Source organism: Serratia sp. LTN-2 (assembly GCF_059740205.1).
The window spans coordinates 548490-562954 of sequence record NZ_JCAXDO010000002.1; the positions used below are offsets into that span (position 1 = coordinate 548490).

Genomic DNA, 14465 nt, shown 5'->3' on the forward strand with positions numbered 1-14465 from the left:
TTTCGTGGTATTTCTCAAGTGCCTTTTCGAGGGCACTTTTACGGGCCGCGTTACCACTAACTAATTGATATGGAATGGAATAGTGAGCAAATTGGAATTCAGCGGTTTATTACAAAAAGTTAAAGAGATCGCCTTGTCCTCCTTCTCAATAATTGAAGGCAAAAAAAATGAAGTGACGTTTTTTGAAAAGAAGGATTTCAGCATTGTCAGTGAGGCCGATATTGAAACTGAGGCGTATATAAGGGAGAGACTACAGGCATTAACCCCTGATATCCCCGTTTATGGCGAGGAGTTAGGCTGTGAGATTGCCAATGACTGTCAGTTATATTGGCTGATAGATCCCATAGACGGCACGACCTGGTATAAGTTAGGCATCCCGGTATATGGCTCTCTCATTGCTTTAGTCAAAGAAGGAGAGCCGGTGATTGGCACCATAGGTTTACCTGCAATCAATACCTTAGTGTATGCCGGTAAAAATGAAGGGTGCTTTATCCATACGGGTGACAATAGTGTCAGGAGATTGTTCACTGATGCGGATCGGGCCGAAGCGATACGGGTAGAACAAGCGACAATAACGGCATCAGGCATCCATGGCACCTCGACATGGCTTGAGAACGGCGACACCCCCTGGAATCTCATTGCTGTGCTAGAAAGTGCGAAACTGTTTAAGTTCTCAGGGGATTGTATCCAGCATGTATCCGTATTCAATGGTTCGTCGGATGCGGCGATTGATACGATAATGAAACCTTGGGACAGTGCGGCCATCATTATTTGTGCCAGAGAAGCCGGCTTCACCGTTATGGATCTCAATGGCAACCAGCAAGGAATATTAACAAGCGGTAATTTGTTAACGGCCAAAAATGCACATTTGGCCAAAGATCTCATTAATCTGTTACAGGCTTGAGCAGCAGGTTCCCCGCAGAACCCCGATTTTGCGCACGCCCTGCGGGGATCCCACCCAGGAACGATATCGCCGCTCTCCTACGCCAAACTAACGTTGCTGATAAGCAATCTGACCGCCGACCAAAAGTAAAAACGCTTCCCCTGAAGCGCCGCCATTGACATATTATTGCCATACGCCACTTCGGCGCCGTAGCTAAAACAGCGGAGATGACAGGGAGACAGGCAGCATGCAGTCAGGCAATCAGGCATTTCTCAACCAGCTTAAAGACATCGTCGGCGGCCCGCAGCTGTTGACCGGCGATCGCAACACCGAACGGTATCGCAAGGGCTTCCGCTCCGGCGAAGGCCAGGCGCTGGCGGTGGTGTTTCCCACCAGCCTGCTGCAGCTGTGGCGCATTCTGCAGGCCAGCGTGGCCGCCGACAAAATCGTCATCATGCAGGCCGCCAACACCGGCCTGACCGAAGGTTCAACCCCCAGCGGCAACGACTATGATCGCGATATCGTCATCGTCAGCACCCTGCGCCTCGATCATATTCAGGTGCTGGATAACGGTAAGCAGGTGGTTGGTTTTCCCGGCAGCACCCTGCATCACCTCGAAAAATTGCTCAAGCCTTACGGCCGCGAGCCGCATTCGGTGATCGGCTCCTCCTGTATCGGCGCGTCGGTGATCGGCGGCGTGTGCAACAACTCCGGCGGCTCGCTGGTGAAACGCGGCCCGGCCTATACCGAAATGGCGCTGTACGCTCAATTGGGTGAAGACGGCCAGCTGCGCCTGGTGAACCATCTGGGCATCCGCCTCGGCGACACGCCTGAAGAGATCCTCACCCGGCTGGAAAAAGGCGATTACCGCCCGGAGGACGTCGAATTCGGCGAGCTGCGCGCCTCGGATAACGAGTACGCCAGCCGGGTGCGTGACGTCGACGCCGACACCCCTTCCCGCTTCAACGCCGATAAACGCCGTCTGTACGAAGCCTCCGGCTGCGCCGGCAAGCTGGCGGTGTTCGCGGTGCGGCTCGACACCTTCGAGAAGGAAGGCAAAGAGCAGGTGTTCTATATCGGCACCAACGACACCGCGGTGCTGACCGAACTGCGCCGCCACATGCTGAGCCGGTTCGACAACCTGCCGGTGGCCGGTGAATACATGCACCGCGATATCTTCGACATCGCCGAGGTCTACGGCAAAGACACCTTTATGATGATCGACAAGCTCGGCACCGATCAGATGCCGCGCTTCTTCACCCTGAAAGGCCGCATGGACGCCAGCCTCAACAAGCTGCCGCTGCTGCCGCACAACCTGACCGACCGGCTGATGCAGGGCCTGAGCCATCTGGCGCCGAGCCACCTGCCGAAACGCATGAAGGAATACCGTGAACGTTTCGAACACCATCTGCTGCTGAAGATGGCCGGCCCCGGCGTGGAAGAGGCCCAGCGCTACCTGACCGACTATTTCGCCCAGGCCGAAGGCGCCTTCTTCGCCTGCACGCCTGACGAGGGCAAAAAGGCTTTCCTGCACCGCTTCGCCGCCGCCGGCGCCGCCGTGCGCTACCACGCGGTGCACGCCGACAAGGTGGAGGATATTCTGGCGCTGGACATCGCCCTGCGCCGTAACGACACCGACTGGTTCGAAACGTTGCCGCCGGAGATCGATAGCCAACTGGTGCACAAGCTGTATTACGGCCACTTTATGTGCCACGTGTTCCACCAGGATTACGTGGTGAAAAAAGGCGTCGACAGCCACGCGCTGAAAGAAAAGATGCTCGAAATCCTCAACCGGCGCGGCGCCGAATATCCGGCGGAGCATAACGTCGGCCATCTCTACCACGCCAAACCGGATCTGCAGGCGTTCTACCGCACCGCCGATCCGACCAACAGCTTCAACCCAGGCATCGGCAAAACCAGCAAACGCAAGGGCTGGGCCGAAGGCCCCCGCTAAACGGCGTACCCCGGCCTGCCGCCGCACCCGGCGCGGGCCTTCGATAAACAACGTTACCTGCGCAGGGTGGCGCTCACCGCTCTGCACGCAGCAGCAAGGAGACGATGAACGCGCCCCCCAGCCCCGCCGTAATGATGCCGATGGGCAGTTCCTGATTGGGGATCAGGCTGCGGCTGAGCATGTCGCCGCCGGTCAGCAGCATCGCCCCCAGCAGGCCGCACATCGGCACGGACAAACGGTGGCGCACGCCCACCAGGCGCCGGGCCAGATAAGGCACCATCAGCCCGACAAAACCGATCACCCCCGTCAGCGATACGAGGAACGCCGTAGACAGCGCGCAGCACAGAAAGGTCTCGGTGCGCAGGCGCGCCACGTTGACCCCCATCGAGTGGGCGGTTTGCTCGCCCGCCAGCAGCGAGTCCAGCGCCCGCCAACGCAGCGCCGTAAACCCGGCCAGCAGCACGAAACTCGCCAGCGGAATGACCAGGTTATCCCAACGCGCCAGCCCCAATCCGCCGAGCGACCAGAACAACACCGAGCCGGCCGCTCGCTGATCGCCGGAAAACACCAGGTAGCTGGTGAGCGCGCTGAACAAAAACGAGACCGCCAGGCCGCAGACGATGAGCTGATCGGCGCGCCTGACCCGGCTGACGCGAAACAGGATCATCACCGCCATCGCGGACAGAATGCCGCCGACGAAAGCGGACAGCGGCAACGTCAGCGCGCCCAACGCATCGCCGAAGCGCGTGATGACCAGCACCGCCCCGGCGGAAGCGCCGGAGGAGAGCCCAAACAGAAAAGGATCGGCCAGTTCGTTGCGGGTGGTGGTCTGCAGCAGTGCGCCGGTCATCGCCAGCCCGGCGCCGGTCAGCGCCGCCAACAGGGCCCTGGGCACGCGCAACTGCACGACGATGGTGTCCAACATGCCGGAGAGGGGCGCAGATGAAAGCCCCAATGCCGCCATCGTTTGCCGCCATGACAGTACGACGCTGCCCAGCTGCAGGCTCCAGATCATTAACCCGCACAATGCCAACGACGCCAACGGCGCGAGCAGCATAAACCGCCCGGTCGGCGAGTTCATTCACTAGCCGGCGCGTACAGCGCCCGCGCCAGCTTTTCAACCGCGCCGATGTTGGCCGGCCCCGGGGTCAGCTCCGCATACTGCAGTTTCAGATAACGATGATGCTGTACCGCGGGCGTCAATTTCATCAACGGATGAGACTCGAGGAAACGCCGCAGCGCATCGGCGCCTGACCCGGTCTGATAATCCAGCAGAATGATGAAGTCGGGCTCTGCCGCCGCCACCGCCTCCCAGGACGCCGTCGTCCAGCTCGCCGGCAAACCGTCCATCACGTTGCGGCCCCCCGCCGCCTCGATGATCGCCGTCGGCATGGCGTATCTGCCGCTGGTGAAAGGTTTCTCCTCTCCCGAGTCATAGACGAACACCTTGAGCGGCGCCTGCCCCGCCGGCCTGGCGGGAAGCGCAGCTAACCGGCGCTGCCAGCCCTCAACCAACGCGGCGGCCTCTCGCTGCTTGCCGAAAATCTTGCCGAGCTTCAGCTCGTCGTCATACAGCAGGTTCATATCTGCCTTCTGCGGCCGGCCACCGGCCTGTACGCAGCTCTCGCTCAGCACCAGCGTTTTGATGCCGAACGGGGCGAGCTTCTCCGGCGTGACGTCGCCGCCGATCTTCATGCCGTAATTCCAGCCGGCGAAGAAGAAATCCGGCTGCGCCGCCAGCAACGTTTCCAAAGCGGGATATTTCGGTGCCAGTTCGGGAATCGCGCCCATCGCCGCCTTGAAGCCAGGCGCCAGTTTGTACCAACCGGTGATGCCGGTCAGCCCGACGATCCGATCCTGCAGGTGGAGCGCAAAGGCCATCTCAGCCATGTTGATATCGTTGATAACGGCGCGCTGCGGTGCCTGGTTAAAGGTGACCGGCGTACCGCAGCTGTCTACGGTGACGGGAAAACTTTCGGCCGCCGCCGACCTGGCGGCCAGCAGCATAAGCAGGATGAATACGCGTGTGTTCATGTTTCTCTCTGGTTTATCAAGCGCAATGGGGAACGTCAAAAATACGCAGCGTTTTCCCGCTGACGGGATGCGCTACATTGAAACTTTGCATGCCGAACACCGGCAAAATCACCGGCGTTTGCAACACCGCCTCGGGCGAACCGCAGGCCACCTGGCGGCTTTCGTTGAGCACCAGGATCCGATCGGCAAACGCCTCCGCCACGGGCAGATCGTGCAGCACCGCAATCACGGCAATATCTTTATTTTTTACTAACGACAGCAGCGCCGAGCGCCCGGGCGGATCGAGGTGATTGGTCGGTTCATCCAGCAGCAACAGGTCGGGAGACTGCGCCAACGCCCGGGCCAGCGCAGCGCGCTGACGCTGGCCGCCCGAGAGCCGCCCCAGCGGGTGGCGCCTGAGCGGCCCCAGCCCGGTTTCTTCGATGGCCTGGTCAACGATGCGCTTTCCCGTCGCAGAGCGTTCGCCATGCGGTAAACGGCCCAACGCCACGTAATCCTCAACCGACAGCCGCAAATCCGGCAGATCGTTTTGCGCCAGAAAGGCGATGCTTTTGGCGCGCTCCGCCGCCGGCCAGTTTGACAAGGCGCGCCCGCGCCAGTAAATGCCGCCGCTGTCCGGCCGCGTTTCGCCGATCAGGGTGCGTAACAGGCTCGACTTGCCGCTGCCGTTAGGGCCGATCACCGCCAGCTTCTCACCGGGGCGGAGCGCGAAATGAATGTTGTCGAGTATCAATGCCCCGCCGTGACCGGTCAGGCTCACCCCATCAACGTGGAGGATGTCGTGAATTGGGTTCATCATGCATTATTTGTTATATTATAACATATCATTATTTCTATCACGATTGCCCGCCCTCTGCAAAAGCGAATCGCAACGTCTCTTGCCATACGCACTCAGCGCGCAAGCCGGAACAGGGTATCCACTCCGCTGCGGCTTGCTTTTGCGTCAAAATTGCGCCGTTAAAGCAACATAACATATCCTTTAATTAATGATAATGATTTTCATTATCATTAAAGTGCCTGCGATTTACGATTGCGTCCCACGGCGAACTTGGTTATGTTTGAAACGGTTAATTTCATTCCCGATGTGCAGGAAGCTAAATGACTCACTTTGCGCACAGCATAGATCCCACCAACGCGACCGCCCCGGCCGTCGTTTTGCTGTGTGCTTCCTCCGCTCCACCCGCCGTTTCCTCTGTCGTTTCAGCGGTTGCCGCTTACCCGCCACGCATTGTGGTCGTGCGCTAAGCCAAACCGACTTTTTACCTCCGGCTTATGTTGATCTGTTGCGTTCAGGCGTAGACCGCCGCGCGCGCCGGAGCCTGTAATTTTCACGACAGGTGAAATTGATATGCGATTACCTTCTCTCTGGGCCAATGCCGGCCTGGCTACGCTGTTCGTCCTGCTTTGGAGCAGCGGCGCTATTTTCTCCCGTTGGGGGCTGGAGCACGCCTCCGCCTTCGCTTTTCTGTTCTTCCGCTGCGCCATCGCACTGGCGGTGCTGTTGGCTATCGGCCTGTGGCGGCGCCAGTGCCTGCCCGCCCCCGGCACCCGTCGACGCGTCGCGCTGATCGGCGTGCTGATGATCGGCGGCTATCAGATCTGTTATCTGCTGGCGCTGGAACAGGGCATTACGCCCGGGGTGCTGGCGACGCTGCTCGGCGTACAGCCGATCCTCACCCAGTTCATCACCGAAAGGCGTTGTGCCGGGCTGCGCGCCTGCGGGTTGGCGCTGGCGTTGGCCGGGCTGACGCTGGTGGTGTACCAAAGCCTGATGGTGGCCAACTTCTCGCCGAGCGGCATGCTGTTCGCCTTTATCGCTCTGGGCTGCATGACCGCCGGCACCCTGCTGCAAAAGGGCATGGCCCAGCCGCCGCTGGCGGTCTTGCCGCTGCAGTATGCTATCGGTCTGTTGATGTGTGCGTTGGCGCTGCCGTTTGAGCCGCTGCGGGTCGAATGGCGGCCTGAGTTCGTGCTGCCGCTGCTGTGGATGGCGGTGGTGATCTCGGTGCTGGCGACTTTCCTGCTGTATCGCCTGATCCAGCGCGGCAACCTGGTGCAGGTCACCAGCCTGTTCTATCTGATCCCGGCGGTCACCGCCCTGCTGGATTACCTGCTGCTCGGCCACGCGTTAGCCGCGCTGAGCCTGCTGGGCATGGCGGGCATCGTGCTCGGCGTGATGCTGGTTTTCCGCCGCGCATAAAAGCAAAAGCCCCCGCGCCGTTCCACCGGCGCGGGGGCGACAACAACTACCGTTAACTCAGAACAACCAGGAACCGTACCCCCACAGCAGCACCGTCACCCCAAGCAGCAGCTCGAGCAGCAGGATGCCGATAGCGAAGGTCGAGCTGGAGAAGATGAACCCTTCCTTACTGTCGATATTCAGGAAGTGCGGGATCCCCAGATTCAGCAGATAGCCCGAATAGCACAGGCCGATAATGCCGACAAACAGACACAGCCAGACGACCGGATAAAGCGCCACCACCCCGCTGAGGAACATCGGGGTCGCCACGTAGCCGGCGAACACCATGCAGCGGTGCAGACTTGGGCGCGATTCATAACGCCGCGCCATCCAGTGAATGACTTTCCCCATGGCCGCTACGCCCGCCAGCATCAGCAGGTAGAACGCCACGGCGGTATAAAACGCGGTAAACATGTCGAGCCTGATAGCATGTCCCTCGCCGGAGAGCCAGCCCAACTGGGTGGTGCCGATAAAGGCGCAGACCACCGGGATTGCTGCCAAGAGCAACACGTGATGGGTGTATAGGTGCGAGACGCTTTCATTCTCGCTTTTGATCTGTTCGAACTCGGCGCTGGGATGCGCCAGAAGTCCCCAAACATGACTGACCATGAGACACCTCCTATCTCGCCGTAGGCCGCGATCGGCGAACGAATTTCACACCTCCGACGGACAGCTACCCGTGCGAGGATTGCGGCCACGGGGCTCTCTCCCCTGTACTAATTATAGTCTTTCGGCGAAAAAACGTGCGGAAAGCGCAACGCCGCGGCGCTTTGTCTTATACTCCCCCCATCAAATCCAGACTGTGAGGAAGGTTATGCCATCCGTTATCACCACCCGCCAGGCGGGGATCGTCGACGTCGACGCCGGGCGTAACGTCACCGTTGTCGAGCCCTGCAATCTGTACGGCTGCCGGCTCGGCGACGATGTCTTCGTCGGCCCGTTCGTCGAGATCCAGCGCCACGTCAGCATTGGCGCGCGCAGTAAAATTCAGTCGCACAGCTTTATCTGCGAATACGTCACGCTCGGCGAAGAGTGCTTTGTCGGCCACGGCGTCACCTTCGCCAACGATCTGTTCAAAGACGGTGCGCCCAATGCCGATCCGGCCAGCTGGGGGCGCACGCGCATCGGCGATCGGGTGTCCATCGGCTCCGGCGCCACGGTCTTGGCGGTGGAGATCTGCAGTGGCGCGGTGATCGGCGCCGGGGCGGTCGTGACCCGCGATATCACCCGCAAGGGGATCTATGCCGGCAACCCGGCGCGCCTGCTGCGGGAGCTGCCGTCATGAACCCGGCCATCCGCATCACGGCCATTGAGGCGTTGCCCGCCGATTATTTGGCCTGCGGCGATTTCAGCTTTACCGTCGCCAGCTACGCCCTGCCGCAGTTCGACAGCCCGGTCGACAGCTGGCCAACCCGCCCGGTCGCGCCGTTTCGCAAACAGTATCCGCTGGCGCCGCTCGCCAACGACGACAGCGTCACCTTTCTGGCGTATCGCCAGAACGAAGCCGTTGGCCATATCACGCTGAGCAAAAACTGGAACGGTTACACCCTGATCGATGAGATCGCCGTCAGCGCTCACGCGCGCCGTCAGGGCATCGCCGGGGCGCTGTTGGACTGCGCCAAACAGTGGGCACGGCTGCAGGAAACCTCAGGTATGATGCTCGAAACGCAGAACAACAATCTGGCGGCCTGCCGCTGCTACCAGCATTACGGGTTTATCCTCGGCGGCATCGATCGTTTACTGTATCGCGCCGAGCCGGAGATCGCCGATCACGAGATCGCACTGTTCTGGTATTTGCCGTTCAATAACGAAATCGGTTACTGATTTATCGGGCCTCATTGAGGTTATGTTTACTTTTTAACCCCTACCATCGGATGAGAACTGTTATCACTTACTATGATAACCCAGCGACACCCATGGAGGGCCGTATGAACAAGAACAAGGTTGTTTTACTGATGTTAGCTATCGCCATGAGCGGATGCGCCGAGCGCCCCACCCCGGCCACGCCGCCGCCTGACGTCACCGTTGCGCCGCCGAGCGTGCAGCCGGAGATGGACGCCAGCACCCGCAGCAAGCTGCGTGAGATCCTCGCGCTGCGCGCCGGTTGGCCCGCCGCTCAGCCACATGGCCGCACCGTCGATTTGATTTCGCGCGAGTTTCTCGCCACCCCCTATCTCGCCAATCGCCTGGTCGGCTCGCAGAACACGCCCGAGCAGCTGGTGATCGACTTCCGCGGGCTGGATTGCTTCACCTACATCGATTATGTGGAAGCGCTCAGCACCGCCCGCAGCGAGGGCGAGTTCGTACAGCGGCTGATAGACATCCGCTACGTCGACGGCAAAATCGCCTTCCCGCAGCGCAAGCACTTCTTCACAGACTGGGCGCAGCGGCCGCACAAGGTGGCCGAAGACATCACCGCGCAGCTCAGCCCGCACGCCGTCACCCTCGTGAAAAACCTCAACCAGAAGGCGGACGGCAGCAGCTACCTGCCCGGTTTGCCCAACGTACAGCGCAGCGTGACCTATATCCCCAGCGACAACATCGACGACAAGGTGCTGGCCCAACTGCGCACCGGCGATTATATCGGCATTTACACCAACCTGGACGGGCTGGATGTCACCCACACCGGCATCTACGTGATGACCGACAACGGCCCGGTGCTGCGCAACGCCTCCTCGCGCAAGGCCAACATGCAGGTGGTCGATTCGCCCTTTATGGATTACGTGATGGCTACGCCGGGCATCGTGGTGCTGCGTTCGCTCAGCCGATAATCCCCCCGCCGCATAACGGCTATAAGCTATAGCCGTTTATGCTGAACGAGCGTTTGACTTCATCGGCAGTTCAGGCTTAGCTGTAAGAACAAAAAACAACTGATTTTATTGTTCTTTTCAGGGAGACTTCGATGACCTTACGCTGGCGTATCACCCCTCTGGCGGCGGCCTTCGCCGCCGTATTGGCGCTTCAGGGCTGCGATCAAAAAACCGACCAAAACCATATCAAAGTCGGCGTCATCAACGGCGCGGAACAGGACGTGGCGGAGGTCGCCAGACAGGTGGCGAAAGAAAAATACGGGCTGGAGGTCGAGCTGGTGGGTTTTAGCGGTTCGCTGCTGCCGAACGACGCCACCGACAAAGGCGAACTGGACGCCAACGTGTTCCAGCACCGCCCGTTCCTCGAACAGCAAAACAAAGATCACGGCTATAAGCTGGTAGCGGTCGGTAACACCTTCGTCTTCCCGATGGCCGGCTACTCCAAAAAGATAAAATCGCTCAAAGAGCTGCCGGACGGCGCGGTGATCGCTATTCCGCTCGATCCGACCAACCTGGGGCGCGCCCTGCTGCTGCTGGAAAAAACCGGCCTGATTACCCTGAAACAAGGCAAGGGGCTGCTGCCCACCGCCCTGGACATCAGTGCCAACCCGCATCATTACCAGATCATGGAGCTGGAAGGCGCGCAGCTGCCGCACGTGCTGGACGATCCGAAGGTCACCGTCGCCGTTATCAGCACCACCTACATCAATCAAACCGGCCTGACGCCGACCAAAGACGGCATTTTCATCGAGGATAAAAACTCGCCGTACACCAACATCATCGTCACCCGCGAAGACAATAAGGACGCGCCGAACGTGCAGAACTTCATCAAGGCCTATGAGTCGGACGAAGTGGCCAAGGCCGCCGAGAAAATCTTCAACGGCGGCGCGGTGAAAGGCTGGTAAATTCGGCCACCATCAAGGCGGATTCTGCGTACGAATCCGCAATTTTTCACTTTCATTTGCCGTTTCCTTACGCCACACCTTTCTCTCAACGCAAAACGCCCGCATGCTCATTCCTCCATAACACGGATTGTTCGCAACAAAGGAGTGTATCGATGCCGATCAAATTTTCCCCCAAGGTCGGGGAAATTCTTGAGTGCAACTATGGCAACTACCCACTATCACTCTGCCAACCGCATGAAGCCGGCTTTTATGATGGCCACATTCCGCCAGAAATGGTGAAGAACCGTTTAGTTGTTGTGTTAAATGGCAAAATTAACGGCAATGCCTGCATTATCGTACCGCTGTCGACCACCAGAGATTCGAATAAGATCCAACAAGGGTTGCACATAGAGATCACACGAGAACTCATCGAAGATATGAGATTCTTTCATCCGCAAACGCGTTGGGCAAAGGGCGATCTGGTGCAGCAAGTCAGCCGTCAACGGCTGAGCAGAGCCCGTAAAGAGAGAGGTTTTCTTACCCAGTGTCTGTCACGCGAGCTTGTTGCTGACATCCAACGCGCCGTCATTAAGTCGATCAATGCCCGCAATATGCTGTTCTGACCAGTACGCTGTTGTTGACAAAACAGACAAATCAGGTGAAATTGTCGCCGTAGCCGATAAAGGCCCTTATGCTATACCCTCCCTTTCAGGGACCTGCGAAGCCCAGCCACCAAGCTGGGCTTTTGCCTATCAAGCGCCCACTGATTTCTTATCTTTCCGCTCTTGCCCCCTCAGCCTTTCTACCCTGACCGATGCGCGGCGAACGTTCCCATAGGGTTGTCTTATCTCACCATAACAAAACCCGATTTACCCCGACGGCGGGCGGCGCGCATAATGCCGTTTATCCGCTGATTTTCAAGGTAAACAGACCCGCCATGACGCTCTTAGCCCCCGCACTCAGCCTCCTCGACGCCACGCCGGACGATATGGTCGCCGTGCTGCGTATTTACACCCACCACGTGCTGACAGGCGCGGCTTCGTTTGAAGAACAGCCGCCGACGTTGGCGGAAATGCAGCTGCGGCTGAGCAAGGTGCAGGAAGCCGGCCTGCCCTGGCTGGTGGCGAAAAGCGAAGGCCGTATTGTGGGCTACTGCTATGCCACGCCGTATCGCCCCCGGCCGGCTTACCGCTTTACCGTAGAAGACTCGGTATACATCGCCGAGGGGCAACAGGGTAAAGGCGTCGGCAAAACACTTCTGAGCGCGCTGATCGCCCGCTGCGAGCAAGGCCCCTGGCGCCAGATGCTGGCGATCGTCGGCGACTCCGCCGCCAACCGCGGCTCGCTGGCACTGCACCAGTCGCTCGGCTTCACCAGCGTCGGGACGTTAAAAGCGGTAGGGTTCAAGCTGGGGGAGTGGCGCGACACCCACATCATGCAGCGCGCGCTGGGCGCGGGTGATAAACAGCATCCTTGAATGCATGGCGACGCGCGATGGGGAGATAGCGTCTATAGTGAAGAATGATTTCATTGAGTTAGCGCCAACCGCGCGCCACATTTAACGGGTAAGGGAGAATCAAATGAAAATTATTCTGTGGATTGTCGCCATCATCTTTATCGTGGGTTTGTTGACGATTACCGGCGTTCTCAAACTGATTTTTTAAAACGCCTCGCCCCTCCCGGGGCGAGACTTTTCATCATGCCTTGAAACGCGCGCGCGTTGCGCCCAGCGCCGACACCACCGCCAGCACTATGCCGCCGGCCACCAGACCGAACGCCACGTTCAACAGCGCCGGAACCACACCCTGCAGAATATGGCCAAACGTCGGCACCACGGTGGTGTACGAGGCCCAGTCTTCGAACAGATGATGTACCGGCGGCAAACCGTGGGTCAGGATGCCGCCGCCGACCATAAACATGGCGACGGTGCCGACGATCGACAGCGTTTTCATCAAATAAGGCGCGGCGCGCACGATGCCGCCGCCGAGGGAGCGCGCCAACGCGCTGCCTTTGCGGCTCAGATACAACCCCAGATCGTCCAGCCTGACGATGCCGGCGACGATGCCGTACACGCCGAGCGTCATCACGACGGCGATGCCGCACAAGACGATCACCTGCTGGCTGAAGGTGGCGCCGGCGACGGTGCCCAGCGTGATGGCGATAATCTCGGCGGAGAGCACAAAGTCGGTACGTATCGCCCCTTTCACCTTGCGCTTCTCATAAGCTGCAGCGTCCTCATTGGCGCCGGGCCCGTCGGATTTATCCTCCTGCGCCGGCTTGCCGGGGCTCAGGCTGTGGAACACCTTTTCGAACCCTTCGTAGCATAGGTAGGCGCCGCCCACCATCAGCAACGGCGTAATCGCCCAGGGCGCGAAGGCGCTGATCAAGAGTGCCAACGGCACCAGGATCGCCTTGTTGATCAGCGACCCTTTGGCAACGCTCCACACCACCGGCAGCTCGCGATCGGCTTTAACGCCGGTCACCTGCTGCGCGTTGAGCGCCAGATCGTCCCCCAGCACACCGGCGGTTTTTTTGGCCGCCATCTTGGTCATTAAAGAGACATCGTCCAGCAACGAAGCGATGTCGTCGATAAGGGTAAGTAAGCTACTTCCTGCCAAAATGATTCATCCTTTTCACATTCACTATCCGTTTAGCATAGCGGTAAAGCGTGATGAAAGGATATGGGAGGATATCGGAAACGCCGGGCGGGCGCTTGCCGCCCGGCGCCGGCGTTACAGCGCTACGCTGCCCAGAATGAAGGTGACGGTAATGACCGACAGCAGCGTCGTCCAGGTGATGATGGAAGCCATCGCTTCATGGTCGCCCCCCATTTGCCGCGCCAGAATATAGGCGTTGCCGGCGCAAGGCACAGCGGAATAGAGAATGGCGATGCTGGCGGGCACGCCGGTGGCGCCAAAATAGTGCACCAGCGCGATGGTAATCAGCGGCATGGCCACCAATTTCAGCACGGTCGCATAAGAGATGGAAACCAATTTGCGGATATGCATGCTGACGATCAACCCTGCACCGACCGACATCAGGCTCAGCGGCGTGGCGGCGTTGGAGAGATAAACGAACAGCTGTTTTAGCGCACCGGTGATATGCAGGTTGCACAGATTCATCAACACCCCGAACAACGCGCCGATGATCAGCGGGTTCTTCGTCAGCGCCAGCAGCGCGCCGCTCAGGCTTTTCTTACTGCCGGTGCCGTAGTGGTTCATCACCAACACGCTCATGATGTTGGTCAGAATGATCATGTACGCCACGAAGAAGCCGGACAGCGCCACCCCCTCACTGCCGAACAGCGATTGCGACAGCGCGATGAACACATAAGAGTTATACCTGACTCCCCCCTGAAAAATGGAGGTAAACAGATCCGCCGATGTATTGAAAAACAGCTTGCCAACGAAAATAATCAACGCAATGGCCAATGTGGAAATAATGGTCGCCACAACGGGATAGAAGCTGTCCGCGCCGCTAAAGTCCGCTTCGCTGATATCCAATATCAACAGCGCCGGAAAAAACAGGTAATAAACGAATTTGTCAGAAAAGCCCCAAAAAACGGCGACATCTTTAACATAAAGCTTTGACAAATAGCCCAGCACAATTAACAAAAAAATCGGCAATATAGAAAGAAAAACGTTCAGCATGAATAATAACC

The 14465-nt window shown here is 58.9% G+C and carries 16 protein-coding genes; 10 read left to right on the forward strand and 6 right to left on the reverse strand.

What is annotated here, in order from left to right:
• Positions 1-82: 82 nt before the first annotated feature.
• Complete coding sequence (locus AC6BYQ_RS06355) at positions 83-904, forward strand: FIG domain-containing protein (protein ID WP_498056521.1); 822 nt, start codon at positions 83-85, stop codon at positions 902-904.
• Positions 905-1130: 226 nt separating this feature from the next.
• Complete coding sequence (dld, locus tag AC6BYQ_RS06360) at positions 1131-2837, forward strand: D-lactate dehydrogenase (protein WP_498056522.1); 1707 nt, start codon at positions 1131-1133, stop codon at positions 2835-2837.
• A 73-nt stretch (positions 2838-2910) separates the two neighbouring features.
• Here dld and AC6BYQ_RS06365 read toward each other — a convergent pair whose 3' ends face one another.
• From AC6BYQ_RS06365 to AC6BYQ_RS06375, 3 genes are read right to left on the reverse strand one after another with little or no spacing between them, the layout of a single operon-like run.
• Positions 2911-3918 (reverse strand): FecCD family ABC transporter permease, encoded by a 1008-nt coding sequence (locus tag AC6BYQ_RS06365; protein WP_498056523.1) that lies wholly within the window; start codon positions 3916-3918, stop codon positions 2911-2913.
• Entirely contained in the window at positions 3915-4871 is a 957-nt protein-coding gene (locus AC6BYQ_RS06370; RefSeq protein ID WP_498056524.1) for an ABC transporter substrate-binding protein, read from the reverse strand. The genes AC6BYQ_RS06365 and AC6BYQ_RS06370 overlap by 4 nt, the downstream gene beginning before the upstream one ends.
• 16 nt (positions 4872-4887) lie before the next feature.
• Positions 4888-5604 (reverse strand): ABC transporter ATP-binding protein, encoded by a 717-nt coding sequence (locus AC6BYQ_RS06375; RefSeq protein WP_498056602.1) that lies wholly within the window; start codon positions 5602-5604, stop codon positions 4888-4890.
• A gap of 615 nt (positions 5605-6219) precedes the next feature.
• Here AC6BYQ_RS06375 and AC6BYQ_RS06380 point away from each other — a divergent pair.
• Positions 6220-7071: a DMT family transporter gene (locus AC6BYQ_RS06380; RefSeq protein WP_198635653.1), complete on the forward strand. Its 852-nt coding sequence runs from the start codon at positions 6220-6222 to the stop codon at positions 7069-7071.
• Between the two features lie 57 nt (positions 7072-7128).
• Here the strand turns inward: AC6BYQ_RS06380 and AC6BYQ_RS06385 are convergent, their stop codons facing one another.
• A complete protein-coding gene (locus tag AC6BYQ_RS06385) occupies positions 7129-7719 on the reverse strand; it encodes a Yip1 family protein (protein ID WP_019453944.1) in 591 nt (196 codons plus the stop codon).
• Between the two features lie 205 nt (positions 7720-7924).
• Here AC6BYQ_RS06385 and AC6BYQ_RS06390 point away from each other — a divergent pair, with 205 nt between their 5' ends.
• From AC6BYQ_RS06390 to AC6BYQ_RS06420, 7 genes are all read left to right on the forward strand, one after another.
• On the forward strand, positions 7925-8395 hold the full coding sequence (locus AC6BYQ_RS06390) for an acyltransferase (protein WP_019453945.1): 471 nt from the start codon (positions 7925-7927) through the stop codon (positions 8393-8395).
• Positions 8392-8934, forward strand: a complete 543-nt coding sequence (locus tag AC6BYQ_RS06395; protein ID WP_019453946.1) for a GNAT family N-acetyltransferase — start codon at positions 8392-8394, stop codon at positions 8932-8934. Before AC6BYQ_RS06390 ends, AC6BYQ_RS06395 begins: the two co-directional genes overlap by 4 nt.
• A 104-nt stretch (positions 8935-9038) precedes the next feature.
• Positions 9039-9881 carry a DUF1460 domain-containing protein gene (locus AC6BYQ_RS06400; protein ID WP_498056525.1) on the forward strand — a complete coding sequence of 281 codons (843 nt, stop codon included), beginning with the start codon at positions 9039-9041 and terminating at the stop codon, positions 9879-9881.
• A gap of 131 nt (positions 9882-10012) precedes the next feature.
• Entirely contained in the window at positions 10013-10825 is an 813-nt protein-coding gene (locus AC6BYQ_RS06405; RefSeq protein WP_019453948.1) for a MetQ/NlpA family lipoprotein, read from the forward strand.
• Positions 10826-10977: 152 nt separating this feature from the next.
• Positions 10978-11427 carry a type II toxin-antitoxin system PemK/MazF family toxin gene (locus AC6BYQ_RS06410; protein ID WP_019453949.1) on the forward strand — a complete coding sequence of 150 codons (450 nt, stop codon included), beginning with the start codon at positions 10978-10980 and terminating at the stop codon, positions 11425-11427.
• 314 nt (positions 11428-11741) lie between these two features.
• Positions 11742-12281: a GNAT family N-acetyltransferase gene (locus AC6BYQ_RS06415; RefSeq protein ID WP_025160016.1), complete on the forward strand. Its 540-nt coding sequence runs from the start codon at positions 11742-11744 to the stop codon at positions 12279-12281.
• Between the two features lie 103 nt (positions 12282-12384).
• The gene (locus AC6BYQ_RS06420; RefSeq protein WP_016928643.1) at positions 12385-12468 is read left to right on the forward strand and encodes a small membrane protein YohP; all 84 of its coding nucleotides are present in this window, start codon (positions 12385-12387) and stop codon (positions 12466-12468) included.
• Between the two features lie 33 nt (positions 12469-12501).
• On the opposite strand, the gene AC6BYQ_RS06425 is transcribed toward AC6BYQ_RS06420, so the two are convergent.
• Together AC6BYQ_RS06425 and AC6BYQ_RS06430 are read right to left on the reverse strand one after the other, a co-directional pair.
• Complete coding sequence (locus AC6BYQ_RS06425; RefSeq protein WP_498056526.1) at positions 12502-13422, reverse strand: DUF808 domain-containing protein; 921 nt, start codon at positions 13420-13422, stop codon at positions 12502-12504.
• Positions 13423-13536: 114 nt separating this feature from the next.
• On the reverse strand, positions 13537-14454 hold the full coding sequence (locus AC6BYQ_RS06430) for an AEC family transporter (protein ID WP_019453952.1): 918 nt from the start codon (positions 14452-14454) through the stop codon (positions 13537-13539).
• Positions 14455-14465: the final 11 nt, after the last annotated feature.

Excerpts from the sequence above, each read along its gene's own strand:
- AC6BYQ_RS06405 (WP_019453948.1), top strand. The coding sequence starts at position 10,013 with ATGACCTTACGCTGGCGTATCACCCCTCTGGCGGCGGCCTTCGCCGCC.
- AC6BYQ_RS06390 (WP_019453945.1), top strand. The coding sequence starts at position 7,925 with ATGCCATCCGTTATCACCACCCGCCAGGCGGGGATCGTCGACGTCGAC.
- AC6BYQ_RS06410 (WP_019453949.1), top strand. The coding sequence starts at position 10,978 with ATGCCGATCAAATTTTCCCCCAAGGTCGGGGAAATTCTTGAGTGCAAC.
- AC6BYQ_RS06365 (WP_498056523.1), bottom strand. The coding sequence starts at position 3,918 with ATGAACTCGCCGACCGGGCGGTTTATGCTGCTCGCGCCGTTGGCGTCG.
- AC6BYQ_RS06395 (WP_019453946.1), top strand. The coding sequence starts at position 8,392 with ATGAACCCGGCCATCCGCATCACGGCCATTGAGGCGTTGCCCGCCGAT.
- AC6BYQ_RS06380 (WP_198635653.1), top strand. The coding sequence starts at position 6,220 with ATGCGATTACCTTCTCTCTGGGCCAATGCCGGCCTGGCTACGCTGTTC.
- dld (WP_498056522.1), top strand. The coding sequence starts at position 1,131 with ATGCAGTCAGGCAATCAGGCATTTCTCAACCAGCTTAAAGACATCGTC.
- AC6BYQ_RS06420 (WP_016928643.1), top strand. The coding sequence starts at position 12,385 with ATGAAAATTATTCTGTGGATTGTCGCCATCATCTTTATCGTGGGTTTG.
- AC6BYQ_RS06430 (WP_019453952.1), bottom strand. The coding sequence starts at position 14,454 with ATGCTGAACGTTTTTCTTTCTATATTGCCGATTTTTTTGTTAATTGTG.
- AC6BYQ_RS06415 (WP_025160016.1), top strand. The coding sequence starts at position 11,742 with ATGACGCTCTTAGCCCCCGCACTCAGCCTCCTCGACGCCACGCCGGAC.
- AC6BYQ_RS06370 (WP_498056524.1), bottom strand. The coding sequence starts at position 4,871 with ATGAACACACGCGTATTCATCCTGCTTATGCTGCTGGCCGCCAGGTCG.
- AC6BYQ_RS06385 (WP_019453944.1), bottom strand. The coding sequence starts at position 7,719 with ATGGTCAGTCATGTTTGGGGACTTCTGGCGCATCCCAGCGCCGAGTTC.
- AC6BYQ_RS06400 (WP_498056525.1), top strand. The coding sequence starts at position 9,039 with ATGAACAAGAACAAGGTTGTTTTACTGATGTTAGCTATCGCCATGAGC.